The following is a 24,141-nucleotide window of genomic DNA, read 5'->3' as shown; positions in this document are numbered from 1 at the left end:
AGAGTCATTGGCCTCACTTGGCGCGCTGCCAGGCGAGGTCATTTTTCAAGCGCACACTGGAGCATGAAAACCCAATGGACCTGATTCTGGCTACCTTGCTGTCGCCAATGGTGCTGTTCTTTGTGCTAGGGCTTTCAGCAGCCCTGCTCCGATCACAGATGACAATTCCTGAAGCCTTTGCAAAGGGGCTGGCGATCTATCTGATGATGGCGATTGGCCTCAAAGGAGGCGTAGAGATGTCAAGGAGCGACTTCTCTCTTCAGGTTTGGGCCGTCCTGGCTGCGGGCATAATCCTGTCCTTCTGCTTGCCTGTCATTGCCTTTGCGTTCTTGCGCCGGACCAGCAGGATGGACAGGATTGATGCTGCTGCAACCGCTGCTCATTATGGGTCCATTTCGATCGTCACGTTTGTCGCGGCGACACAATTTATCAGGTCTGCGGGGCTCGAGAGTTCGGGGTACATGGTTGCAGTTGCTGCACTCATGGAGGCGCCCGCGATCATCACAGCGTTGATTCTGGCGCAGCGGGGCCAGAAGAAGGCGCCGTCGGTGGCGGGCTCGGAATCGGGCGAGCTTTATCGTGAAGTCCTCCTCAATGCGTCTATTGTGGTTCTGGTTGGTGCGCTGGCCATAGGATGGGTTACGGGAGACTCAGGCATGGAGCGGATTTCACCCTTCTTTGTTGATCCCTTTCAGGGCGTTCTCTGCCTCTTCCTTCTGGACATGGGGCTGTCTGCAGGCAGAGGACTGCGGCAGGGCTGGCGCCAGTTGGATTTCAGCGCAGTTGCATTCGGTTTGTATATGCCACTTGTGTCAGCGGCCCTTGGCGGAGCGATCGCCTGGAGCCTCGGAATACAGGCCGGCGACACGGCGCTGCTCATGGTGCTCGCGGCCTCTGCGTCCTATATCGCGGTTCCGGCCGCGATGCGGCTTGCGATGCCCAAGGCCAAACCATCGATTTATCTTACACTGTCGCTTGGGGTGACCTTTCCATTCAATCTGGCGGTCGGGATACCGCTCTACCTCTATTTCGCGAATCTGATTCAAGGTTGAGGATGAAAACGTGCACGAAAAAATCCGACTGGAATTGATCATAGAGCGCATGGCGCTGAAGCGAGCTTGCCGCATTCTCGAAACGGCAGGCGTCTCTGGTTATACTGTGCTGCCAGCACTTTCCGGTTATGGCCGAGGAAGCCGATGGCAACGTGACAGGGATTTGTCGGCCAGTCAGGACATGGTCGTGATCATTTCCATTAGCGATGAATCACCGATCCGGAATGTCTTGTTGGAACTTCACGAACTGCTCGATCAGCATATCGGCATCCTGAATACATCTCGGGTTGAGGTCCTGAGGCCTGATCGCTTTTAGACGGCTTCTGCTCCGGGTGCCGGTTTGACGCAGACATTTTTGCGAGCGGAATACTTCTGTGTTGCATTCCCTGGTGAAGTCATCGAACCGCACCTGCTGCTACAGGTGATTCTCGCAGGCCGGCCGAGTGGTTTCCTGCTGCAGGCCCATGATCTCTGGCACATCACGGCCGGCTATGAGACGATTGCGCTTCGCGAGATAGCCAACTCGGCTTTCCAGATGGCTCAGTTCGGCCACAACTATTCTGCCTCGTTTCTCTCGATCACGGCTGTGCTTGGCGCTGCGGCACCCGGACAAGCTTACCGCGTTCTGATGGATACGATTACCAGCGCCTGGATCATTGGCCGCCAATCGCCGACCCTGATGCTCATTTCATGGGAAAATGTATGGCATCAGCCCGTACAGACAAGCCGCAATACATAACAGCTTGAGTCGTATAACAGCCCTCATCGAACGCAGCCAGACCATTAATCAATGGGGCCAGTTGCTGACCGGCATCTTCCGGCGCCTTGGAGGCGGGCTATCAGGGACGTTTAACCGCGAAGCCGCTTGAAAAGCCGGATTGGAAACACAACCAAACCGCCATGCTCGCGCTTCGCGTCGCAGAGCGTCCCATTATCGTCCTCGATACATGGTATTGTCTAATCGCAGGTCAGCTTAGCCTGCGACCCATCGGGCGACTTGCGCACATGCGGCGGCTGTGCACGTGACGGCGCCAATGACCGGAACGCCAATCCACATATTGGGAACATCGGCTGGCTGACTTTTCCGTTTCAGGAATACCAGTGATGTATTTACGGCCACGAAGACGAGGAGGATAATGAGGCTGGTGGCTTCGGCCAGGAATTTCAGAGAAACCAGTGTGGCGAGAACCATGACCGTCATTGCAATGATCCCTGTCGCGGCAAGCGGTGTCCCGGTCGTGTCGTTGATCCGTCCGAAAACTTGAGGAGCGCCCCGGCCATCTCGCCCTATATCCATGAGCAAACGTGAGGCTCCAATCGTCTGCGTCAGCGCGCCATTTACGATCACACCGAGGCTGGCCAGACCCACGGGCCAGGCTGGCCAGCCTTCACGCACCACGGCTGCGACCAGAGGTGCGTCGGCCTCGGCGATGTGACCAGTGGATCCTGCGCCGACGACAGCTGCAGAAACGAGTGCGTAGAACGCAAAAACGATGATGAAGGCGATGATAATCGCACGTGGCATTGTCTTTTCGACATCTTTCACTTCCTCCGCTGTCAGTGCCATGTCGCCAAAGCCGATAAACGAATAGAGCGCAAGAAAAGACCCCGCGAAGAGACCCGCAGCTGTCACCGTTGATAGACTGGCAAGCCCGTTTACAGTCTGCTCCGGCGTGACTGCCAGTCCGTGGCGCGCGGCCCAGAGCACAGCCAGGAGGGTGAAGATGCCGATGGATGTCGTCACAGTCATGAAGCCCGTGCTCATCTTCATGCCTACAGCAGCAATCAGACCGAGTAAGAAAACAATGCTTATCGCCACAACCCAATCTGGAAGTTCAGCGAAAACACTAAGGTAACCGATGAAACCGCTGACAATCGTCGCGGCTGAGACCGTATTGGCGGTCATCAGCATCCATCCGGCCATAGACCCGGCATGTCGATTTCCAGTGGCGATTTCGACGTAATCAATAGGCCCACCAGCGGTGGGGACCCTAGCGGCGATTTCTGCGTAGGAAAGGGCCGTCGCTAACGCCACGAGACCCGCAAATATGTAAGCCAAGGGTGCAAGCCGACCGGCTTCGCCAATGACCTCGCCGATAACGACGAAGACCCCGGCGCCGAGAATGGTGCCAACGCCGTAGAACACGAGGCTTGGTAAGGAAATTGTCCGTGTAAGCCTTTTTTTAGATTGGTCTGAGCCCGCCGTCATGCACCCTGCAACGACTGAGTGATGAAGAAGTTGCGTGGAAACGGCTGCCTCCCCTGGATTTCTGACGCACTTCCTGACACGGAAAGCATCTCATTCATCGGTCTGAGGACGCTAACTTGCCGTGCCGGAGGCGAGAGCGGACGATGTCTCGATTCTGGCGTATGCGAAGCCTGCCGAAATTCGTTTCGAGCCATTCATCAGTCGACCTTCACTTTAGCCGTCTTAGAAAAAACAGTGGAAATGTCAGGTATGTAGATCTGTACAAATTCAGCGAGACACCTGACTAAACGCTTGTAGCCAGGTGCCTCGCTGAATGGCTGATATTACACGGAGGTTGCGCAAACTTCATGCAGCATGCTGGGAACGTCCGCGTTGGCGCAGCGTCTTAACCTTATGCGTAACCGTGAAAGGAACACATGAGAATGACCGATATCGCAACACAGAACTCCTCTGGCCGGACACAATCTGGATTTGAGAAAAATTCGTTCAACCAGGAACCTGAGAACACAACCTCCCGCGTCGCGGACGGTGCGACAGAAGCGGCCAAAACCGCCCTCGATAAAGGCAGGCAGCTTGCGACAGTCGCAGGCGCGCAGGCAAAAGACGCCCGCGCCAAGCTGACCACTCGCGTCAGGAACAATCCGCTTTCGTCGGTCGGTATCGCGTTTGGCGTCGCTTTTGGTGCCGGTGCTGCTCTGGCGATGGTCAGGAAGTGAGCACATGCCCGTAACAGGATTGCGGGCTAGTACTATGGTCGCCGGGGTCCTTGTCGCCCCGGCAATTTCATGCAAGCACAAGCAGGTTCGAGAGCTGGGACAAAGCGTTCGCACACAATTGACAGCGCGCTGCGGCAGGCGCCATTGTTCACTCTGCGCGCTCCTCGCTTAACGCGCTCAACAACCAGGCCCTGGCGGTCCGCCAGCCGCGCTTGACGGTGGATTCCGATGTGCCGGTGACTTCCGCAATCTCCTGATGGCTCATCCCGCCAAAGTAGCGCATTTCGACAATCTCAGCTTTCTCCTTGTCAATCGCAGCCAGGCGGATCAATGCCTTTTCAAGTACATCAAGATCGATGCGATCACTTGGCATTCCGGAGAGGCGAGTGACCAGGGTTACCTTGTGATGGTGGCGCTTATCGGATCGCTTTTTCCGGGCATTGTCGATCAGAATGCGCCGCATGGCGCGCGCCGACAATGCGAGAAAATGGGATTTGTCGGCCCATTCTATCTGATCCAGCTGTACCAGACGCATAACCGCCTCGTTCACGAGATCTCCCGTCGACAATGAACTGTTACGCTCTGCCCGGAGCAGAGCCGCCGACACCTGTCGCAACTCGCTGTACAGAAGCGTAAAGAGCCTATCACGCGCGAGCGTGTCTCCTGCACGCCACGCGTCCAGCAATTGCTTGGCTTCTGTTCCGTCTGTATCCGCCACACCCTGATCCTGTATAATCCCTTGAGAATAGGATCACAAAAGAAGGTCAAACGACACCCAGCAAAAAATATTTATGCTCGGCCTGAACCGAAACGCCCAAGTCCTGCGCCTCTGTAATTGGAACCCCGATGCAAGGAGCAAGCCATGGACGAGACCCTGCAATCAATACCGGCCGAAGCATGGCCCCTGATCGACATCCTCTTCAATGCCACCTGCGTGGTTACAGCCGTCTGGCTGGCCTGGACAGTGTTCGTGCTCTGGCGCCGATCGGCATCCAACCTCACGACGGCCAGTTCGAGCAGCCCCAATCGAAAGGCACAGCCGGACTTCCTTTCCGTTGACCGGAAAGCCCGCGAGCAGGCGATCAAACGCGGCGAGAGTTTCGACAAGGAACTTGACAAGCGCGAGCGCGAAGAGGAACAGCACGCTCGCCGCATAGCCCGCTCCAAGGAAACGCGTATCAGTCGCGTCGCCCGGCTTATCTCACTGTTCATGGCCCTCTTTTCGCTTGCCACGATGATTTCCGGAACCGTGTTTCAGGTCACCTTCATGGGGCGGATCATGGAGCAGTATTCCGCAAGCGAACGTCTCTGGGGCGTTGTCACCGCCCATCCGATCGGCGTCGGCGTCACGGTCCTCGTCATTCTCTACAACCTCGTCACCTTCGTCACCAACCGTAAATGGGAGGAGAAATAGCCATGGCATCCGAACCTGTCATTCTCAGCGATCCACGCATGCTCGCCGAATTCATGCGCCAGTCCGAATTCAAGGCGTTCTTCGAGAAGCGCTTCGCCGTTCCGCCGGACTATGCAGCCCTCCTGTTCAAGAACGGCCAGCTGATCGATGCCTTCAAGGGCGGTCATTTTTCGGTTGGCGGCGTTGTCGACAAGATCAAGGGGTTAGTTGGCGGCTCCACGCATATCGGAATGATGATCGCGGACCTGAAACCCTTCTCGGTTCAGACAACCCTCAAGGCGATGTCTAAGGACAAGGTGGAGATCGTTGGCGTCGCCACACTCGAACTGCAGGTCGACCCCGACAAGCCATCCAATATTCTCGGCATGATGCACGGTGTCACGCGCTCTGGCAGTGATCCCGAAACACCCGGTCGAAAGGCGCTCTCGAAGGCCGATGTTCTGGACCGCATCCGCCCCCATCTGACAGACCGCGTCTTCGAATCTGCCATCGGACGCATGAACGCCGCAGAGATTCGCGGTGAGACCGCCCTGCAGGACAAGGTCCAGGCCGACATCATGCTTGAGGTCGAGCGCATTGTTGGTGATCTCGGCCTCATCGTCCGGGCTGTGTCTATCGAATGGGCGATCAATACCGAGGAAGTCGCAGCCATGGAACGCGCAGATGCCGACCGGAGGCAGGACGCGCTCGACCACCAGCTCGAACTCATCAAGCGCGAAATCGAACGCGAGAATGACGCAACAGAAATCACGCTGAAATCCCAAGTCGATCAGGCCAAGCTGCAAAGCGCTTCGGAAGATGAACTGAAGCACATGGCACTTAATAGCGAGATTGAGTTTCTTGATGCGCGCGAAGGCGCCAAGCGCCGTCAGGAACTGGAAGCGCTGGGCCATGAAATCAACACGCTTGAAATCGAGCGCAAGGCACGGTTCGACGACTCGCTTGCCACCGCGCGCAACGATGTGGAGCTGCTTGAAATCCGCAAGCGCCAGGCCGGTGTCGAACGCGACATCGCACTTGTCCAGCAGAGCCAGGCTGACCAGATGCGCAAGTCCGGTGCCTTCACGGATGTGGAGATCACTGCCGCCGTGCAAAAGCAGCAGGCTGATCACATCGCCCGCCTGCAGCAAATCGAAATTCAGGCGAATGAGGCCGAAGCCAATCTCGCCATTCGGCTCGCCGACTCGAAAGCGGGTAACGAAATCTCCCTCCTCGACGCCAAGGCGCGGGCCAAGGCCAATGAGATCAATGCCTTCAAGACCATGTCACCGGAACAGATTCTCGCGATCAATGCGGGGCTCTCCAGCGATGTTGCCATGGTGCTGGCCGAGCAGGCTCGTGCCAAGGGCAGCTCCTCTGGTGAAACCATGCAGGCCATGCGCGACATGGTCGAAGCCGCCACCGCCGCCCAGATCCGGTCAGAGGAGCAGGCGCGCGACATGTTCCGCATGGGCATGGACGGCGCGGTTGGCGTCGCCCATGGTGCGGGCGGCAAGGAAGGCGGCGCGCCTGGCGGTACCACCCCCGCAGCTGCAGCAACCGCCAGCGTCGAATGTGCCAAGTGCTCCGCCGTAAACCTTGCCAAGGCAAACTTTTGCAAGCAGTGCGGTCACAAGCTGCGGACATGACGCTGATGGCTCCGTCTCCATCTACCATGTCCCATCCGGGCAAGTGCTGTTTTCGGGCATCGCTAGACCGTGATGCGACCTTTTGCGACGAATGCGGCTTGCCGCTGCAGCGCTGTATGGCCACTGACGAGTGTGGGGGCCTGCTCGATGCGGCCGGCTGCTGCCCGGTCTGTGTCGCGCCGGAGCTGAGCCTTGATGCGGGCTCGGCCTCCAGCATCAAGGTCGGTGGTACACTTGCTCTGCCGCTGGTCGTGTCGAACAATTCGCCTGTTGGCCGCCCGCTTTTCGTGGAGGAAATGTGGATACGCGGCGGCGATGGCGAGTCTCGCCAGGTAGACCTCACCTTCCAGCGTCTGAACTCGGCCGCCTCCGCCGAAGTCGGCCTGCATACCGGCGTGCTCGAAACTGCCGGTCTTCACCGGTTCGATGTGCACATCACGGTCGCTACACGGTATCTCTGGCGTGAAGAGCGCTACGTCTTCACCACCGCCATCGCCATTCCGGTCGATCCGGAAGGCCCGTCGGAAATCGTGCAGAACTACAATATCCAGGCTGATGCCATCGGCGCTGGCATGACCATCTACAACCCCACGCGCATCCAGAAGGAACGCGAGGCCGGCATCGCCACCCATGCCGAACCGATCCGTCTCACGCTGCGGCGCGCCGATACGCTGGAGCGTACGCTTGGCCATCGCGGTTACACAGGCAATCTTGCGGTCACCAAGTCCACGTCTCTTGTTTGGCAAGGCTTCGACAAGGGCCACGCCCCGCTTGATGGCCCGATCCGTACCCATGCCGGCGTGCTTGGCTTTGGCCGCGCCTCCAATGCGCCCGAAGGCGGCCTCAATGACGTGCGCCTGCTGATCACGCGCAAGGGCAAGTTGGATGAGGAGGCGTCTGTTCACATCTCCCGGCGCCACTTCCAGCTATTCATAGAAAATGATCGTCTCATGCTTCGCGTAGAGAGCCAGAATGGCCTCCTGGTGAACGACACCGCCCTGCGTCGCGGCAAGATGGTGGCGCTCAATGAGGGTGACCTGATCGCGCCCCTCGTGCGCAATCCCGGCCTGATCGCCCTCAAAGTCCAGTTCGAAACCCGGCACGATGAAGTCGACCGGATCATCTTCACGCGTCTGGTGGGAGAAAAGCCATGATAACCTGTGACAAATGCAGCGCAGAGCTGCCAGGGGATTCCGCCTTCTGCACCGAATGTGGCAAGCCGGTGCACGATAGCGATCCATCGGGCGCCGTCGACCAGGTCACGCCAATGACCGGGCTGATCACGCCGGATCCCGACAATCCGACCAGCATGGAATCGAAATCCTCGCCCACCCTCGCCCCAGGCCAGGTCTTCGCTGGCCGCTACACGATCGACAGCGTCATCGGGCGCGGCGGCATGGGTGTGGTTTACAAGTCCACTGACACGGTCTCAGCCAAGCCCGTCGCGCTCAAGCTCATCAACGCCGCCCATCTCGGCGGGGAACGCGCTGTCAAGCGCCTGATCGAGGAGGGCGTCACCGCACGCGACATCCGTCACCCGAATGTCGTCGCCGTCTATGATGTCGGCCTTGCGGCCGGCCAGCCCTTTGTCGCGATGGAGTATCTCGACGGCATTTCCCTGCGCAGCTGGCATGGCCGCATTGTGCAGCGCGGCGAATCCGTCCCGCTGCGCGTCGCGGCCCGCATCGTGGTCGAAATACTCGATGGCCTGCGCGCCGCGCATGATGCCGGCGTCATCCACCGCGACCTCAAGCCCGAGAACATCATTCTCTTGCACGAGCCCACCGACAGGTCCGCGCCGCTGAAACTGCTCGACTTCGGCATTGCCCGCGCGGCCGGCAACCTCGCCAGCGCCTCCAGCGGCACAGGTCTCGGCACGCCGGATTACATGGCGCCCGAACAGCGCACCAATCCGGATGCCGCCGGTCCGTCAGCTGATCTTTATTCCATATCGGTCATGCTCTACGAACTCCTCGTCGGCGTCGTCCCTGGCCGCCACTGGCAGCCGCCCTCGGGAGGGCGCTCAGACGTGCCGCCCGAAGTCGACGCCCTCATTCTCAAGGGCCTGTCGGACAATCGCAACTCCCGCCCGCAATCGGCGGCGGAGTATCGCCAGTCCCTGATCGGCGCCGTCAACCGCCTCCCGGTGAACGGCGGCAACGTGGATAGCGACACGCCGAAAGTCTCCGCAAAGCCCCTCATCTGGATCGCCGCAGGATCGGCCGCCTTTGTAACGCTCGTGATCGCCGGGGTCGCCATTGGCACTATGGATACCGGCGGCACTTATGATCCGCCGAAAATTGACGATCCCTTCCCGTATGACAACGATGGCTATGATGTCCTGGACGATCTCGAAGAGCCCGTTACACCGACGCCAAAGGCTCCTCCATCCCCTTTCGCCTATTATTCCGGTACATGGGCAGACGGCATAGGCGGCTATTACAACCTACAGTTCAACCGCAACGGCGCCTTTACCGGTTCCGGCCGCGGGGCCGATGGCACGCCCCTCAATATCCGCGGCGGCATCAGTGGGCAAAACCTCCAATACGTTCTCAATGTGCGGGGCAATGACGTGGCCAGCGGGCGGGGCATGCAGACCGACCAGTGTCACTTCAACTTCCAGACATTCGATGTCTACGGGAACATCAACCTTTCGGGAACTTTCCACGTCAATCATGAACCCGGAGCGCCATGCCCATGAAACTGCGCCCTCTGCTGATTGCTGCACTCGTACTCGCATTGACCGGCTGCAAGCCCAGCGCCGTGTTCGGTCCCGGCAGCCACAAGGAAGAACTGCTCGGCGGGGACGCCTCTGTGCCAGACGCAGGCACGCCAGCCCCTCAACCGCTGTATTTCCCTTCCGGTAGCTGGGAGGATGGTCTTGGCAATACTTGGGACATCAGCGTATCTGGCGACAGCCTGACCGGCCCGCTCACGTCTGGTCCCATGACAGGCCTGGTGATGGTCGGCGCCATTCAGGATTCCATGCTGTCCTATGAAATCGCCCCACCGGCCAATCCCCCCATCGCCACCGGCGGTGCCCGGCTCCTCGATGACGCCCACGCTCTGTTTGAGACCCGGAACATGGACGGCTCGCTCAACGCCCATGGGCTGCTCCATTTCAATCACCCGGCCTTCGTTGCTGCAGGCCAGCCCATTGACCTGCGCCCGCAGGCCGATGCCCCCGACACACGCACAGAAGGAAACTGAGAATGGCCCAGGATTATTCGAAGTATCGGACCGATGGCTGCCTGCTGGAAGAAACACCCAGCGCGGCCCCGACGCTGAAAGCCGACCATGCAGGACAATTGCCGGATCGGATAGACCTGCGCGGCCTGTGCTCACCGGTCGAGGACCAGGGCGTTGTCGGCTCCTGCGCAGCCAATGCGGTCGTTGGGGCTCTGGAATATCATCAACGCCTCTCTGGGCAGGCCGTGACCGATCTGTCGCGGCTCTTTGTGTATTACAACGCTCGCAAGATTGGTGGTACGACTGACACCGACAGCGGCACATTCATTCACCATGTCATGGCCTCTGTAATGGCATTCGGTGCATGCCCTGAGCGCATGTGGCCCTACCAGCAGGCCATGTGGCCTACCGAGCCAATCAAGGCATGCTACCAGGGGGCCGAGCAATTCGGGGCGATCTCCTATGCGCGCACCGGGGTCGGTCTTGGCTCCAAGGCCGCCGTTGCTAACGGTTTGCCGGTCGTTTTCGGAACAAGTCTTCCCCACGAAATGCTAATGATCGAGGCGCGCGACACCGGCCAAATTGCCAGTCCGCGCGGGGGCTGGCCTCAGCCGTCGGGTGGCCATGCCATGCTGATCGTCGGCTATGATGATGCCCGCGGTGCATGGCTTGTTCGCAACTCCTGGGGACCGGAGTGGGGCGAGGGCGGGCACCTCTGGATCGCCTATGACGTGATGGAGCGCTACAGTCACCCGCACGCCTTCTGGACCATCGGCGCGATTGAGAGCAAAGCAAACCTCGCGGTGAGTGGACCGTCCCAGCAGCAGGCCCTCTCGGCCGTTCGGGCCGAGGCGCCAGCTCAGATGAGCAGTGCACTCTCTCGCCTCAAGCGTAATCTAGGCGCTGATCTGGAATCGAGCCTGGAACAGTCAAAGCGAGGTATCCGTGAACGCCTGCGCGGTCCGGGTGCGGGTGGCGGATATTGACTTGAGGCACCCAAACGGAAACGGACCGCCACCCAGCGCCCGTTTGGAAATCTGGGTGGCAGTCCTCGCGGGCGTCCCCCACCCGGCAAAGGAAGCCCTGACAGTTTCGTTGGGGCTTCATTAGGAAAGGCGCAGAGTTCGTGTGATCGGGGTCACACCGGCCCAAATAAATTTCAATTTTGCGTGGACCGTTGATCCTCACCGCTGGATCGGCCACACTTGCATCAGAAACGGGTCCACATCCATTCAGCCACCGGAAGGCGACCGCGCAGGTTCGGCGCATATGTTGCATGGCTGAAGGCTGGACATCGCACATGTGGGGACATGTCAATGGATACGCCGGACCTTGAAAAACTCGCGGTTGAGCTTTTTTCCGATGCACTTGATCAGCCGTCCGAAACGCGTCGGGAGTGGATCGAACAGCAAGCCGGCGACAATCTTTCCCTGCGCAGGCGGGCGCTCGAACTGCTTGCCGCAGATGGGTCGGATAGCAATTCGCTCAAGACCGGTGGAGCGAGCGCCGACACCATCCCGCATCCCGCCCCTGAGAGGATTGGCGCTTACCGCATCACCGGCCTGATCGGTCAGGGAGGCATGGGTGCCGTCTTCAAAGGCGAGCGGGATTCTGGCGACTTTGCGCACAAGGTCGCGATCAAGATCATACGACCGGGTGTCCTGTCTGACGCCCTGATCGCGCGTTTCCGCCGTGAACGGCAAATACTCGCCGATCTTGGCCACGCCCATATTGCTCGCCTGCTTGACGGCGGAGAACTCGATGACGGGTCGCCCTATATCATTATGGAATATATCGACGGCCAGCCAATGACGGTCTGGGCCGACCAACACGGACTCGGACTCGACGACCGGCTCTGGCTTTTTACCGATGCCTGCAGTGCCGTGCGCTTTGCACACCAGAACCTGATCGTCCACCGCGACATCACTCCCTCCAATGTCCTGGTTACGCAGGCTGGGCAGGTAAAACTGATTGATTTTGGCATTGCAAAGCCGAACGACATTGACGTCTCCCCGGAAGAATCCAGCTCCAGCTCACTCGTCAGCCTCAGCTTCACGCCAGGTTTCGCCGCGCCGGAACGCGCCCAAGGGGTTGGCACGAACACGCTGTCCGACATTTACTCACTCGGCAAGCTGCTTGACGCCCTGACCGAAGATTTGCCGCATTCTGACGATATTTCCGCAATCATTGCCCGAGCCACGATGATAGAGCCGGAAAAGCGATATGCGTCCGTCGATGCGCTGATGGACGACATAAACAATCTCCGTGCGGACAAACCAGTCGACGCTCGTGAAGGCGGCTCCCTCTACCTCCTGAGTAAATTCATGAAGCGGCGGCGCTTCGTCGTGGTCGGCACAAGCCTGGCCTTTGTCGGCCTCGCCACTGCGCTCACCATAACCTTCTGGCAATACCAGCGCGCTGAGGCGGCCCGAATGGAAAGTGACTACCGCTTCCAGCAGGTCCGCACACTCGCCAATTCACTCATGTTCGATGTCTACGACAAGATCGATCTCGTGCCGGGTTCTACCCGTGCCAAGGTCGAACTCGCTGAGGCTGCCCAGGCCTATCTCGACTCTCTGGCCAGCGATGCGCGCGCCTCCGACGAACTGCGTATCGAAACTGGCCGAGGTCTTGTTCGCCTTAGCGAAATTCAGGGCACACCGGGATTCAGCTCTTTGCAGGAAGTCGGTCTGGCCGAAGACAACCTTGTACGCGCCAAAGGCATACTCCAGCCGCTTGAAGACGTCGAACCAAAGTCCAGCGAACTACTCATCGCCCTTGGGGATCTCTATGCTGAATTGGCCGATGCTTCCCTCTATGTCGATGTCGACATGGAAAAAGCGTTTGCTCAGAACGCCAAGGCACAGGCTTATTATTCCTCTTACATTGAGCGTCATCAGGATGATCTGCATCAGCGCTTTCAGCTCCTCGCCATGCAGGGCAACCAGGGAATCATGGAATTTCGCAACAATGACAGGGAGGCGTCGCTCAAAACACTTGGTGGTGTGCTCGCAGCTTTCGAACCACTGCTCGCTGCATATCCCGACAGCGTCGACCTTCTATACGGTCTTGCGAGGACCCAGCGCATTCAGTCGGAAGTCCTCACAAATTCTAATCGTGCGACCGAAGGCGTCGCTGCAGCCACTGCCTCACTGGTGACGCTCGAGAAGATCCGCCATCTTATTCCAGCAGAGACCGTCTCATTCTGGCGCGCGCGCAGCTTCAGCCTGTGGCGTCGTGCTTATGCATACTATAAAATCAGCGAACCTGAATTGGCTGTTGCGGACTACAAGGACGCACTGGAAATCTCCGAACGGCGTATTGCGCTCGACGCCGATGATGAGGATGCCCGACAGAACAGGGCAACATATAACGGAGAAATGGCCTACGCCCTGCTTGATCTTAAGCGTATGGACGAAGCCGAGCAGAGCCTTCTTTCGGCGACCCAATGGTTTCGTGAGCGCTACGAACGGTCGCCTGAGCGCGGCGCTTACCAGCGCAATATGCTAGTTCAGCACGTCCAGCTACACGAGTTCTACAAAGGCTGGGGCACTGATGAATCCAAGCGTTGTGGCCACCTTGAGGAAATCAAGCGCTATGCCGACATCATGGAGTCCTCAGGCACAATGCTAGAAAGCGATCGTCCTGAAATAGCTGCCTATCTTGAGCAATATCCCCTTTGCAAAGAGTAGTGTGACGAAGTGTTCAGAACATTGCGGCCAGGATCAATCCGATGATTATGGCAATTCCCGTCGTTCCGACTGTCAGTACCGCCCCACGCCACAAGTCGACCGTGCGCATTATTCGAGTATCGTGAGAATCCCATGGCGGTATCGCAGTGAATAAGCCACCCAAGAGTCCAGCCTTGCTTGCGACCATACCAAGGTCACGTAACGCCAACCCGGTCTTGAGACTAATCGTTTCCACGGTCTGGCCCATCGTGTGATCAACCGGTGGCGTTGTCAGCGCCCGGTCCTTGCCAAGCATAATCAATTCGCCAGACCTCATGCGAAATGCGTAGCTTCGCTGCATGTTTGTCACGCCGAAGGATTGATAGACTTCCAGACGCGTCTCAACACATGCGATATGCGATAACTCCATCAACTGCCGAATACGTTGCTGCGGCTCAGTCACTGACCGCTCAACGGGTAAGTCTATGAGTATTTCGCCGGGCTCAATTTCGATTCGCCAGCGACGCGCGGACTGGTAATTACGCCAAGTAAACCTTCCAAGAAGAAAGATGCATACCGCCAGAACAAAGACAATGAGCCCCAGTCGCAGGCCGTCAAAAAACACAAACGCAGCCGAAAGAATGGTAAGGCTGAACGCGAGCAAATACAGGCAAAGCGCTAAGATGGGCCTCCTGGGCCTGCCGGTATGAGACCGGCAAAGCACTGTCTTTCCATCAACCGTGTTTTCCATTTGTGCCTTGCTCGCTTGTTCGCCGGGAAAATCGCTTCCTGCTGACTAAGGCTCATCTGAATTAATCGAGCAGTCCCGATCCGACGCCGAAATCGCGACGGGCAGTTACGATCGTCACCAGGAATCCGGCAATGACATCAAGCAGCATCATCAATAACAACAAGAAGAAAACCGACGTCGCAAAATTCCTGACCAACAGGAAAGCGACAAGCGACAGCACAAAAATCGCCATCGACAAGCCATGATTGATCAGGGAGAATGTCTTTGAGTTAGTCGACTTGATGATTTCGATGAACAACATGATCATACCTGCAAACAGGATGCCGTCGCCCGTTTCAAAAACCCATTTGCCGCCGGACACCATTGGCATCTGGAAGATTGTTGTACTTAGCGCGCTCATAATCGGCGCGGCCGATGCATCCTCTGGTCTGCCCGTGGTAATGGCCACACTCGTGTAGAGAAGTATCGGAACAAACATCAATGGCATTGCGGTGAAGAGTTTTCTCATGGCGAACGTCCTCGTCTCTCTGATCGGCAGATCATTATGGTCACTGGAACAAGCGCAAACTTCAGACGAAACGGGTCAATCTAACTGTCAGACAGCATCACCTGAGCCGACCTTGAGGCGGCCGGGGGGGCGGTACGTCGCCTCAAGGTGCGCGGTCAGGCTGGCGCCGCTAAACAATCCAGAGAACAAGGCCGAGCGCGGTTGTTGCCGCACTGAGAATGAGGGCGATGGCTAGAAGTGATCGCTGGCTGAGTGGTTCCACTGAATGGCAATTCATACGCTGCCCAACGCTTCGCGCTTTTTGATAAGCAAGCGCGTAGATAATGAGTGCGGTGATGACAAAGAGCGTGGCTACGGATCTGGCCAGCCATGTGGGATCTACAGCCTTGAAAACTGCATGAAAGCCGAGCCCCAATGCGGCAGATGTGAGGCCCGTTCGCATCCAGCTGGCAAACGTGCGCTCGTTCGCCAGAAGGGTTCTGTCTTCCGCCCAGTCGGTACGATCTTCCGCGAGCGCGTTCGTCGAACCGCTATTGTCGCCATTTCGGCCTGTTCCATCCGGTGTCTTTGGCATTCTGTTCAAACGCGGCTGGTTCAGCGAAAGTTCCTTGTGAGGAGCTAGGATCCTTAAAGAAGCCACGTCTCTCGTGACCCTTTTGAAGGCCTGACCTCGCGCGCTGGCTCACCAACCCTTCGCGCCGCTTGAGAATTTTGCATCTGTGCTTTGGTCTGTCGCCAGTGGCTGGAAAAATTGCTTTGCAGGCCTTTCCGCGGGCGGCGAGGGTCGCCATCCGGTTTCTGAGGGGAGGCTAAAAAAAAGAGCGCCTCAATCTCGATCGTGTCACTCTGTCTCGTCTCGATCCCGTCGGCAATGCTGAGCGTTGCTGTGCCAAAAAGGTGGAGTTGCACATCGCCCGGGCAGGGAGAGTCTCATTCCTGCGCAACAAATCGGCTGCGGTCGCCCTCGTAGAGCCAGTCGGGCTGACAGTCAGCGCCATCAGCCGCTTGTCGCTCTTCAGTCTCATACGAAACATTATCATCGAATCCGTCAGCGCGTCTTCGGCGCCGTGCAGAAGCGATCGCTCGCGCCATGGCTGCTGTCTCACACCGGCCGGGCAGGTGCGGGACTGAACTGTTCTCACTTGGAACCAGACTTGAGGCTACATTTTCGGCTTCAGATCTCGCTTCGAAATGGGCAAGAATCTCTTCATGAGCGAGTTATGCCCATCTGCTGTGAGAGTGACCAGCTCCCTGTCGATTGCCTGAGCACCTCGTTTGCTCTCGTCTGTTGGCACTCTTTTTGTATGATTGGCCTTGTCCGCACATGGCGGCGTGCTCGGGCGGGTGGTTCAGCTTGACTCGAGCGTTGACTGAGTGCGAACGGTACGCGAGCTCGTGAAATTTGATATCTGTATGACTGTCAAAGTGCCTCCAGAGTGGGCGTCGAACCAAGGAACGGGGGGCTGAATGAGCCAGCTGGCAAAAAAGACGGCTGGTGGAGCTGCGATGAACATCGGTGTGACCGTCGCGAAGAATGTCGGTCAGTTCCTTATCATCATTCCCATCCTGGCTCGGATCCTCACACCTGAACAATTCGGACAGGTGGCGATGGCGATGACGTTTGTCGGCTTCTTCACGATGTTCAATGATCTCGGCATTTCGGCAGCTTTGGTTCGCGCGGAGAAGCCCTCAGCCGCGTTCTGGTCAAGTGCCTTCTGGATCAATCTGGCGTTCGGCATTTCCCTTACGCTGCTGGCCTACTTTACCGCACCCCTTGTTGCCGCCTTTTTCAAGGAACCTGTCGCTGCGGACCTGGTTCGGGCCTTGTCTATCATATTGCTTCTGCATTGCGCATTTCTGGTTCCGATGGCGTGGCTGCAGCGGAACTACAAGTTTCAAACCATTGCTATAATCGATCTGTCTGGGATCGTTCTCTCGTCAGTTGCGGCTGTCGTTCTTGCGCTCAACGGTTATGGCGTGTGGGCCTTGGTCTGGCAGCAGATAATCATGTATGCCGTGAAGGCCCTTGCAGGGTTGCTCGCTCACAAAGCCCCTTTGAAAGTCACTTTCGACATTGAGGAAATCAAACAGGTCTTCTCTTTCTCAATGGGACTGACGGGCACGGCTTTCGTCGGGTTCATCAACCGCAATACGGACAATCTGCTGATTGGTCGGTATCTCGGGGCTGATGCCCTGGGATTCTACTCCCGCGCCTACCAAGTGATGATGATACCTGTGACGACACTTGGCGGAGGGCTAAGCTTTGCGCTTTATCCGGCTCTGTCGGCCGTTAACACAGATACGGCCAGATTGGGGCGAGCATACGTCAGAGCGGTTTCAATGCTGAGCGTCATCGTGTTTCCCATGTTGACGGGACTTGCGATTGTCGCGGTGCCATTCATTGATGTCTTGTTCGGGGCACAATGGGGACCTGTTGCGCCTATCGTGCAAATTCTTGCTTTCGTTGGCCTGCTCCAATGTGTTGGCTCTGTTGCCAACGATATATGGAAAGCCAGAGGTCGTTCCGGACTCTTGTTGCGATGGGCGATGATCCGTACCGTTGGTTTCGTGACAGCCTTTTCAATAGGCATCTATTTCGGCGAGCTTACTGCAATGGCCACGGCCTATCTGATTGCGAACATCGTCTTGCTGGTTCCCTTCCAGCTTGGGGTGTTGAAGGAGCTGAACCTGTCTGCGTTACGCTTCCTGAAATCCCTTGCCCCACAATTCGTATCAACCCTCATCATGTCAGGTGGCCTGCTGAGTGTCGGGGCGGTGGTTCCTGGCCTGCAAGCACTGCCGAGTCCACTCCAGTTGCTGATACTGGTGTCCATTGGGGCTGCGGCGTATGCGCTGTCCATGGGTCTGTTTTTCCGTCGATTCGTTCGGGGAATATTGAATGATTTTCATGCCCTTCGGTCCAAAGACCGCCCTGCCGCGTCAACAAATGCCTAAGCTGCAGCCCGTCGCGCGCTGCATGGGTTAACCCCTTTGTTAACTGTCCTGGTGTTTCCATGACGCTAGGAAAAACCTGCAAGAGTTCCGCGTTACCGGTCATAGGACGACGATGTCTGAATGGAATTCGCGTCTGGAACGATTCTTGCTTTTTCAATGGTCGGGATAGGTGAGCTTGCCGGAAGACGCGCAAGAGTTCATTAATATTAAAGGGTTGGGGGGATATGCGCATGACGCAATTTAAAGGCATTTTTGTTGGCAAGGGTCAGATTCTTGTCGGGTGCATGCAGCATTGGGTTGATGCGGGACACAAGCTGGTATCGATCATCAGTGACTGCCCGGAAGTAGGCGAATGGGCAGCCATCTCCAACTGTCCGGTCGTGTCGGCTAAAGGTGACCTCGCAGGACATTTGAACGGCAAGGTTTTCGACTATCTCTTTTCAATTGTTAATCACGCAATCCTGCCGGATGAGGTTCTAACCCTTCCAACCAGGCGCGCTGTCAATTTCCATGACTCAGCCCTCCCTAAATATGCAGGGTTCAATGCGACCTCCTGGGCCATTATGGGCGGCGAAGCGGTGCACGGTGTGACCTGGCACAGCATGACCGGAAATGTCGATTCCGGTGACATTCTACTACAAAAGACATTCGAAATATCGTCAGAAGATACTGGTTTTTCGGTCGGCGTGAAATGCGCTTCGGCTTGCCGGGAAACCTTTGTTGAGCTGCTGGCCGCATTTGAATCAGAAGCGGAAAGCGGTGTCCCCATATCGGTAACGCCGCAAGGTCCGACAGATCAGTTTCATCTGCGTTCGGATCGCCCAGGTCCAGGGCTGATCGATTTCCAACATTCCGCATCACAGATTGACCGCCTGGTACGCGGTCTTGATCTGGGAAACGAAGACAACTGGATGTGCCGGCCCAAATTGCTCATTGGGGATAAAGCCTTCCTGGTGGAGCAGGCAGAGCTACTTGTAGACGCCAACCCCGGCATGCCGGGGCAGGTTATGGCTGTTGATGCCGATCGTATCGACATAGCAGCTTCTGACGGGGTGGTGCGTTTTGGTCGGCTGGCAACTGCTGACGGCGCACACATTGATCCCGTTCGCCTGGGGATGAAAGTCGGCGATTTTGTCCCCTCCTCGGCAGAAACGAGCGTGGCTCTTGGTGCCCTGGATGCCAAGCTGACCAAACATGAGAGATTCTGGGTGCGCAGGCTGTCTAGCCAACGCGGCCCCGCCCTTGGGCAGATTTATGCGCATGGGGGCGACGCTGAGGTCAGCTTTGTGCGTCATGAGCGCAATTATCCTGCCGCTGCCTACATAGCAGCGCTTGCAGCCTCTATCGCCCGTTCCGGCGAGAATGAGCCTTTTGACCTGGCGCTCGCGAAGTCCCTTCCGGTCGAAGGTGCAGGCATCTACGCGTCGGCAGCTCCCATGCGGATATCGGTTGATCTTGACGCTCCATTTGCCACCCTGTTGATGGCTGTTGAGCGCGAACTCTCTGAACAGGCCAGGCGCGGCACGTATGCAAGCGATATCGTGACCCGCTATAGCGCATTGCGCAGCGCCGCGCCAAACGCCAGCAAGCTTCCGATCGGTCTGGCGCTGGGCGGTGAGGCTGGACTTGTTCCCGGCACTGCCGTTACCCTTTTTGTTGATGAGGCTTCCGACGAATACGTCCTGAGCTACGACAAGAATGCGATGTCGCAAGTCGCAGTCGAGGACATTTCTGAGCGGATGGAAACACTCTTGGCGGATGCCAATGAACGTTCCGGCCTCCCCGTCGCGGCCATCAACCTGCTCTCCGAGGCCAAAAAGCGCAGCTTGCTGGAACTCGCTCAGGGGCCAGTGAAGTCCTATGCCAGCGATTTATGCGTTCACCAGCACTTTGAAGCGCAAGTCCGCCGCACACCGGACGCAACCGCACTGGTCTTTCGCAACCAGAAGCTCACCTATCGCGAGCTGGACGCTCGAGCCAATCAGATCGCACACAGACTGGTCGCCAGGGGCGTCGGCCCGGGTGATTTCGTTGCCGTATGTCTGAAGCGGTCAACAGAGCTTGTCGCAGCCCTTCTCGGGGTCATGAAGGCCGGGGGCGCCTATGTTCCGATGGATCCTGTCTATCCGCGTGACCGATTGGGAATCATGTTTGAAGATTCAAACGCAAAGGTATTGCTGACCCAGACTGCGCTTGCGGAAGCCCTCGCTTTGGAGGGTGCCGACATCCTCACCCTGGAGTCGATCGATCGAGATGGACCGCAAACGCCGGCAAAGAGTGATGTGACTGCAGACAACCTTGCTTACGTCATATTTACGTCCGGCTCGACGGGGCGCCCCAAGGGGGTGAAAGTCGCCCATCGCAATGTCTCTAACTTTTTTGCTGGCATGGACGATGTGATTGGTACTGATCCAGGGGTCTGGCTTGCGGTGACCAGCATGAGCTTTGACATTTCTGTTCTGGAGATTTTCTGGACCCTGTCGCGCGGATTCGAGGTGATTATCCAGGGCGAGAGCGATCGCACCTCGCTGGCCGCTACCGATAGGGTAGAAGTTTCCAGCACCCCGATGGATTTTGGCTTGTTCTATTTCTCCGCATCGCAAGGCGACACGCGGCCCGGCGAGACCTACAAGCTACTGATCGAAGGGGCGAAGTTTGCCGACGCGAACGGCTTCCAGTCAGTCTGGACGCCAGAGCGTCACTTTCATGAATTTGGCGGAATCTATCCCAACCCGGCAGTCACGACAGCTGCGATTGCAACCATCACCAAAAACGTCGATCTGCGCGCCGGCAGTGTCGTGCTGCCTTTGCACAATCCTGTGCGTGTTGCTGAAGACTGGTCGGTTATCGACCAGCTCTCAAATGGCCGTGTGGGGCTCTCCTTTGCCTCAGGCTGGCACGCAAACGATTTCGCTCTGATGCCACAAAATTATGAACGTCGCCGCGAGCTGATGGTCGAGAATATTGAGACGGTGTTCAAACTCTGGGCTGGCGAAGAAATTGATGTCGAAAATGGCGAAGGCCAGACGATCAAGGTAAAATCCTTTCCGCGCCCGATCCAGAAGCGTCCGCCAATCTGGATTGCGTCCGCCGGGAATATTGAGACGTTCAGGGCGGCCGGCCGGCTCGGGGCCAATGTCCTCACCAATATGCTCGGCCAGGATATTGATGACCTGCGCACCAAGCTTTCTGCTTATCGCGAAGCCCGCACACAAAGCGGCCATGAGGGACCGGGTCATGTCTCGCTCATGCTGCACACCTTTGTATGCGATGATACAGAAGCGGCACGCGAGATCGCCCGCGAGCCTTTCTGCAACTATCTGAAAAGCTCCTTTGACCTGGTCAAAGCCGCGCCCTGGATGTTTCCGGCTTTCAAGCGTCCGTCACTGGACGGCGACGACGCGCAACTCGATACAACGCAGTTTACTGACGAAGACCTTGCTGCGCTCCTGGAATATGCGTTTGACCGGTATTTTGAGACCGGAGGACTGTTCGGCTCGCCAGAGCATGCCATCGGCATGGTCGAAAAGCTAAAGCTGATCGGCGTCAATGAGATCGCCTGTCTTGTCGATTTCGGAATTGATTCGGGCGTCGTGCTTGAAAACCTGGCTCATCTCAATCGCCTGCGGGAACTTGCCAATTCGGCCAGCACAACCACACAGGAAGAGAATGACGATCATACAGTCTCAGAAACATTGAAGGCGCACGCGGTCACCCACTTGCAGTGTACACCGTCCATGGCGCGTATGCTGATCGATGATCCCGATGTGTTGGGTCATTTGGGCAGGCTCAAGCATCTCATGCTCGGGGGGGAAGCCCTTGCGCATGACCTCGCTGACACCTTGCACAAGCACCTGACTGGTCAATTCACCAATATGTACGGCCCGACGGAAACAACAATCTGGTCGACCACTTCAGCAATCCGCAAAGGCGAGCCGATCACCATCGGGCGACCGATCGCCAATACCACCATTCGTTTGCTGGATCGGAACCATCAACTGGTAGCGCAAGGCGCGGCTGGAGAACTGTGCATTGGTGGTGACGGCGTCGTGCCAGGTTACCTTGGTCGCGATGACTTAACCGCCGAACGGTTTATACTCGATCCATTTGCGCCTGGTGAACGCCTGTATAAGACCGGCGATCTGGCTCGCTACACGGAATCCGGAGAGATTGAGTTTCTCGGCCGCCTTGACCAACAGGTCAAAATCAATGGCTACCGCATCGAGCTTGGCGAGATTGAAACCCAACTCAGCCGCCATCCTGATGTCTGGCAGAGCGTCGTTTCAACCTATACCGAGAATGGCATTTCCCAGCTCGTCGCTTACTACAATTCATCCCATGGTCAGTCTGACAGCACTGACGTTGTTGATCAGTGGAAAGTTCTTTGGGATGCGGCCTACAAGCAGAGTGAAAGCGATATCGATCCGCGATTCAATTTTTCTGGCTGGAATGACAGCTATACCGGCGCGCCCATTCCTGAAGAACACATGCGCGAATGGCGCGATGCAACGCAGCGCAATATTCTTGACCTTAATCCACGCCGAGTACTTGAGATCGGGTGCGGCACCGGCATGGTTTTGTTTTCTGTTGCTCCGGAGGTCGAGCACTATACCGGCACAGATATATCGCCCAGCGCTCTCGAACAAATCGACAGCGAACTTACCGCAGACGAGAAGCAGAAGGTTACATTGCTTCAACGTCCTGCCCATCTAATTGAGGATTTCGAAAAGGGCGCCTTCGATACTGTTATCATCAACTCTGTCGCGCAATATTTTCCGAGTGCAGAATATTTAACGGGCGTCCTGAGATCAGCCAGCGAGTTGGTCGCTGATGGCGGACAGATTTTTGTGGGTGATGTGCGCAGCCTGGATCAGCTTGTAGCTTTCCACACCATGGTGGAACTAAATCAGGCGCCCGGTCATGTCGAGAAACTCGCCCTCAACAGCCGAATTGATGCGCGCACTGCTCGCGATAGCGAACTGGTGCTGGCCGAGGAATATTTTCAGGCGCTGGTTTGCGACATACCAAAGCTGAACGGCGTGAGCATCAGTTTGAAACGCGGCCTGCACACCAATGAGATGACGGCATTCCGCTACGATGTCGTCCTGCATGTGGGGCAAGCGCAGCCAGCGACGATTACACTGCCCGCGCCAAAGACTGCTGAAACCCTGGATGAAATCTCATCCCTGCTGAAGACCGGAGAAGATATGGTCTACCTTCGGGGGATCAAAAATGCACGGCTTGCCAATGTTTACAAGGTTCGTGAGGCCCTGTCCGGGGCAGGAGACGCCGACGTCAGCACACTTCGTTCATTGATCGAGGCCGAGGCGGCAGACGGCATCAATCCCGGTGCCCTGTTCGACATTCACCCGGATTATCGCGCCGATGTGACATATTCCGGCTCTGAAGAACCATCGACCTTCGATGTTGTTTTCCGTCACAAGAGTCGTGCGCCCGTTGGTATCTTGCCGTATCCGGATCGGACCTCTCTCAAACCGGCAAACGCCTACGCAAATTCACCAGCAGGGCAGGGGAAGGACCAGAGCCAACTGATTGAGGAGCTGCGCACGCATTTGCGTGAACACCTGCCGGAATACATGATTCCATCGGCCTTTGTCGCCTTGGAATCCTTCCCGCTCACTCCCAATGGCAAGATCGACCGCAAGGCACTTCCTGCTCCCAAGCAAGTCTCCCTGCCGGTGACAACTGCCTATGTGCCACCAACCAGCGCCCTTGAAGAGACTATCGCAGACGTCTGGAAGGAGATCCTCAACATCCCGCAGGTCGGGCGTACCGACAGGATCTTTGATATCGGTGCCAATTCACTTTTGACGGCACAAGCCAACCAGCGTTTGTCCAAAAAACTCGGCAAGCGAGTCTCGCTGGTTTCCATGTTCCGCTACCCGACTGTGGAAACACTGGCTGCCCATCTTGGCGCAGCGTTTCAAGTCGGCTCTCCTGCGACGGATGAACCTGAGCAGCGTGTTAATCGGCGCGAGGAAGCTGCCGCGAGACGTCGGGCGCTTCGCGAAGAGAAAGTGAACTGAG

Annotated in this window: 18 protein-coding genes; 13 read left to right on the top strand and 5 right to left on the bottom strand. The window is 57.2% G+C overall.

Features of this window, described 5'->3' with window-relative positions; all coding sequences use genetic code 11:
- The first annotated feature begins 74 nt into the window (after positions 1-74).
- From ACQ66M_RS00940 to ACQ66M_RS00930, 3 genes are read left to right on the top strand one after another with little or no spacing between them, the layout of a single operon-like run.
- Complete coding sequence (locus ACQ66M_RS00940; protein ID WP_430401413.1) at positions 75-1,052, top strand: sodium-dependent bicarbonate transport family permease; 978 nt, start codon at positions 75-77, stop codon at positions 1,050-1,052.
- A 10-nt stretch (positions 1,053-1,062) separates the two neighbouring features.
- On the top strand, positions 1,063-1,368 hold the full coding sequence (locus ACQ66M_RS00935; RefSeq protein ID WP_430401412.1) for a DUF190 domain-containing protein: 306 nt from the start codon (positions 1,063-1,065) through the stop codon (positions 1,366-1,368).
- A 24-nt stretch (positions 1,369-1,392) separates the two neighbouring features.
- Positions 1,393-1,791: a Coq4 family protein gene (locus ACQ66M_RS00930; RefSeq protein WP_430401411.1), complete on the top strand. Its 399-nt coding sequence runs from the start codon at positions 1,393-1,395 to the stop codon at positions 1,789-1,791.
- A gap of 234 nt (positions 1,792-2,025) precedes the next feature.
- On the opposite strand, the gene ACQ66M_RS00925 is transcribed toward ACQ66M_RS00930, so the two are convergent.
- Positions 2,026-3,261, bottom strand: coding sequence for an APC family permease (locus tag ACQ66M_RS00925; RefSeq protein ID WP_430401410.1), 1,236 nt, complete (start codon positions 3,259-3,261; stop codon positions 2,026-2,028).
- A gap of 422 nt (positions 3,262-3,683) precedes the next feature.
- Between ACQ66M_RS00925 and ACQ66M_RS00920 the strand changes: the two genes are divergently transcribed.
- Complete coding sequence (locus tag ACQ66M_RS00920; protein WP_430401409.1) at positions 3,684-3,977, top strand: hypothetical protein; 294 nt, start codon at positions 3,684-3,686, stop codon at positions 3,975-3,977.
- 148 nt (positions 3,978-4,125) lie between these two features.
- Here the strand turns inward: ACQ66M_RS00920 and ACQ66M_RS00915 are convergent, their stop codons facing one another.
- Positions 4,126-4,695 carry an ECF-type sigma factor gene (locus ACQ66M_RS00915; RefSeq protein WP_430401408.1) on the bottom strand — a complete coding sequence of 190 codons (570 nt, stop codon included), beginning with the start codon at positions 4,693-4,695 and terminating at the stop codon, positions 4,126-4,128.
- Between the two features lie 144 nt (positions 4,696-4,839).
- On the opposite strand from ACQ66M_RS00915, the gene ACQ66M_RS00910 reads away from it, so the two are divergent.
- The 7 genes from ACQ66M_RS00910 to ACQ66M_RS00880 all read left to right on the top strand — a co-directional run bounded on the left by ACQ66M_RS00910 (position 4,840) and on the right by ACQ66M_RS00880 (position 13,900).
- A complete protein-coding gene (locus ACQ66M_RS00910; RefSeq protein ID WP_430401407.1) occupies positions 4,840-5,391 on the top strand; it encodes a hypothetical protein in 552 nt (183 codons plus the stop codon).
- 2 nt (positions 5,392-5,393) lie between these two features.
- Positions 5,394-7,019, top strand: a complete 1,626-nt coding sequence (locus ACQ66M_RS00905) for a hypothetical protein (RefSeq protein WP_430401406.1) — start codon at positions 5,394-5,396, stop codon at positions 7,017-7,019.
- A 116-nt stretch (positions 7,020-7,135) separates the two neighbouring features.
- Entirely contained in the window at positions 7,136-8,173 is a 1,038-nt protein-coding gene (locus ACQ66M_RS00900) for an FHA domain-containing protein (protein WP_430401405.1), read from the top strand.
- Positions 8,170-9,720, top strand: a complete 1,551-nt coding sequence (locus tag ACQ66M_RS00895) for a serine/threonine-protein kinase (RefSeq protein WP_430401404.1) — start codon at positions 8,170-8,172, stop codon at positions 9,718-9,720. The genes ACQ66M_RS00900 and ACQ66M_RS00895 overlap by 4 nt, the downstream gene beginning before the upstream one ends.
- Positions 9,717-10,229, top strand: a complete 513-nt coding sequence (locus ACQ66M_RS00890; protein WP_430401403.1) for a hypothetical protein — start codon at positions 9,717-9,719, stop codon at positions 10,227-10,229. The genes ACQ66M_RS00895 and ACQ66M_RS00890 overlap by 4 nt, the downstream gene beginning before the upstream one ends.
- Before the next feature lie 2 nt (positions 10,230-10,231).
- The gene (locus tag ACQ66M_RS00885) at positions 10,232-11,194 is read left to right on the top strand and encodes a C1 family peptidase (RefSeq protein ID WP_350170874.1); all 963 of its coding nucleotides are present in this window, start codon (positions 10,232-10,234) and stop codon (positions 11,192-11,194) included.
- 330 nt (positions 11,195-11,524) lie between these two features.
- A complete protein-coding gene (locus ACQ66M_RS00880) occupies positions 11,525-13,900 on the top strand; it encodes a protein kinase domain-containing protein (protein WP_430401402.1) in 2,376 nt (791 codons plus the stop codon).
- A 13-nt stretch (positions 13,901-13,913) separates the two neighbouring features.
- On the opposite strand, the gene ACQ66M_RS00875 is transcribed toward ACQ66M_RS00880, so the two are convergent.
- The 3 genes from ACQ66M_RS00875 to ACQ66M_RS00865 all read right to left on the bottom strand — a co-directional run bounded on the left by ACQ66M_RS00875 (position 13,914) and on the right by ACQ66M_RS00865 (position 15,712).
- On the bottom strand, positions 13,914-14,630 hold the full coding sequence (locus ACQ66M_RS00875; protein WP_430401401.1) for a hypothetical protein: 717 nt from the start codon (positions 14,628-14,630) through the stop codon (positions 13,914-13,916).
- 61 nt (positions 14,631-14,691) lie between these two features.
- A complete protein-coding gene (locus tag ACQ66M_RS00870) occupies positions 14,692-15,138 on the bottom strand; it encodes a hypothetical protein (protein ID WP_350170877.1) in 447 nt (148 codons plus the stop codon).
- Positions 15,139-15,307: 169 nt separating this feature from the next.
- On the bottom strand, positions 15,308-15,712 hold the full coding sequence (locus tag ACQ66M_RS00865; RefSeq protein WP_350170878.1) for a YidH family protein: 405 nt from the start codon (positions 15,710-15,712) through the stop codon (positions 15,308-15,310).
- Positions 15,713-16,605: 893 nt separating this feature from the next.
- Here ACQ66M_RS00865 and ACQ66M_RS00860 point away from each other — a divergent pair.
- Both ACQ66M_RS00860 and ACQ66M_RS00855 read left to right on the top strand, forming a co-directional pair.
- Positions 16,606-18,093, top strand: a complete 1,488-nt coding sequence (locus tag ACQ66M_RS00860) for a lipopolysaccharide biosynthesis protein (RefSeq protein WP_430401400.1) — start codon at positions 16,606-16,608, stop codon at positions 18,091-18,093.
- A 230-nt stretch (positions 18,094-18,323) separates the two neighbouring features.
- Positions 18,324-24,140, top strand: a complete 5,817-nt coding sequence (locus tag ACQ66M_RS00855; protein WP_430401399.1) for a MupA/Atu3671 family FMN-dependent luciferase-like monooxygenase — start codon at positions 18,324-18,326, stop codon at positions 24,138-24,140.
- Position 24,141 lies beyond the last annotated feature (1 nt).

Source organism: Hyphomonas sp. (genome assembly GCF_965284475.1).
GTDB lineage: Bacteria > Pseudomonadota > Alphaproteobacteria > Caulobacterales > Hyphomonadaceae > Hyphomonas.
This window is presented reverse-complemented; position numbering and strand designations above follow the sequence as displayed.

Excerpts from the sequence above, each read along its gene's own strand:
- ACQ66M_RS00940 (WP_430401413.1), top strand. The coding sequence starts at position 75 with ATGGACCTGATTCTGGCTACCTTGCTGTCGCCAATGGTGCTGTTCTTT.
- ACQ66M_RS00925 (WP_430401410.1), bottom strand. The coding sequence starts at position 3,261 with ATGACGGCGGGCTCAGACCAATCTAAAAAAAGGCTTACACGGACAATT.
- ACQ66M_RS00920 (WP_430401409.1), top strand. The coding sequence starts at position 3,684 with ATGACCGATATCGCAACACAGAACTCCTCTGGCCGGACACAATCTGGA.
- ACQ66M_RS00910 (WP_430401407.1), top strand. The coding sequence starts at position 4,840 with ATGGACGAGACCCTGCAATCAATACCGGCCGAAGCATGGCCCCTGATC.
- ACQ66M_RS00905 (WP_430401406.1), top strand. The coding sequence starts at position 5,394 with ATGGCATCCGAACCTGTCATTCTCAGCGATCCACGCATGCTCGCCGAA.
- ACQ66M_RS00900 (WP_430401405.1), top strand. The coding sequence starts at position 7,136 with ATGGCCACTGACGAGTGTGGGGGCCTGCTCGATGCGGCCGGCTGCTGC.
- ACQ66M_RS00895 (WP_430401404.1), top strand. The coding sequence starts at position 8,170 with ATGATAACCTGTGACAAATGCAGCGCAGAGCTGCCAGGGGATTCCGCC.
- ACQ66M_RS00890 (WP_430401403.1), top strand. The coding sequence starts at position 9,717 with ATGAAACTGCGCCCTCTGCTGATTGCTGCACTCGTACTCGCATTGACC.
- ACQ66M_RS00885 (WP_350170874.1), top strand. The coding sequence starts at position 10,232 with ATGGCCCAGGATTATTCGAAGTATCGGACCGATGGCTGCCTGCTGGAA.
- ACQ66M_RS00880 (WP_430401402.1), top strand. The coding sequence starts at position 11,525 with ATGGATACGCCGGACCTTGAAAAACTCGCGGTTGAGCTTTTTTCCGAT.
- ACQ66M_RS00875 (WP_430401401.1), bottom strand. The coding sequence starts at position 14,630 with ATGGAAAACACGGTTGATGGAAAGACAGTGCTTTGCCGGTCTCATACC.
- ACQ66M_RS00870 (WP_350170877.1), bottom strand. The coding sequence starts at position 15,138 with ATGAGAAAACTCTTCACCGCAATGCCATTGATGTTTGTTCCGATACTT.
- ACQ66M_RS00865 (WP_350170878.1), bottom strand. The coding sequence starts at position 15,712 with ATGCCAAAGACACCGGATGGAACAGGCCGAAATGGCGACAATAGCGGT.
- ACQ66M_RS00860 (WP_430401400.1), top strand. The coding sequence starts at position 16,606 with ATGAGCCAGCTGGCAAAAAAGACGGCTGGTGGAGCTGCGATGAACATC.
- ACQ66M_RS00855 (WP_430401399.1), top strand. The coding sequence starts at position 18,324 with ATGACGCAATTTAAAGGCATTTTTGTTGGCAAGGGTCAGATTCTTGTC.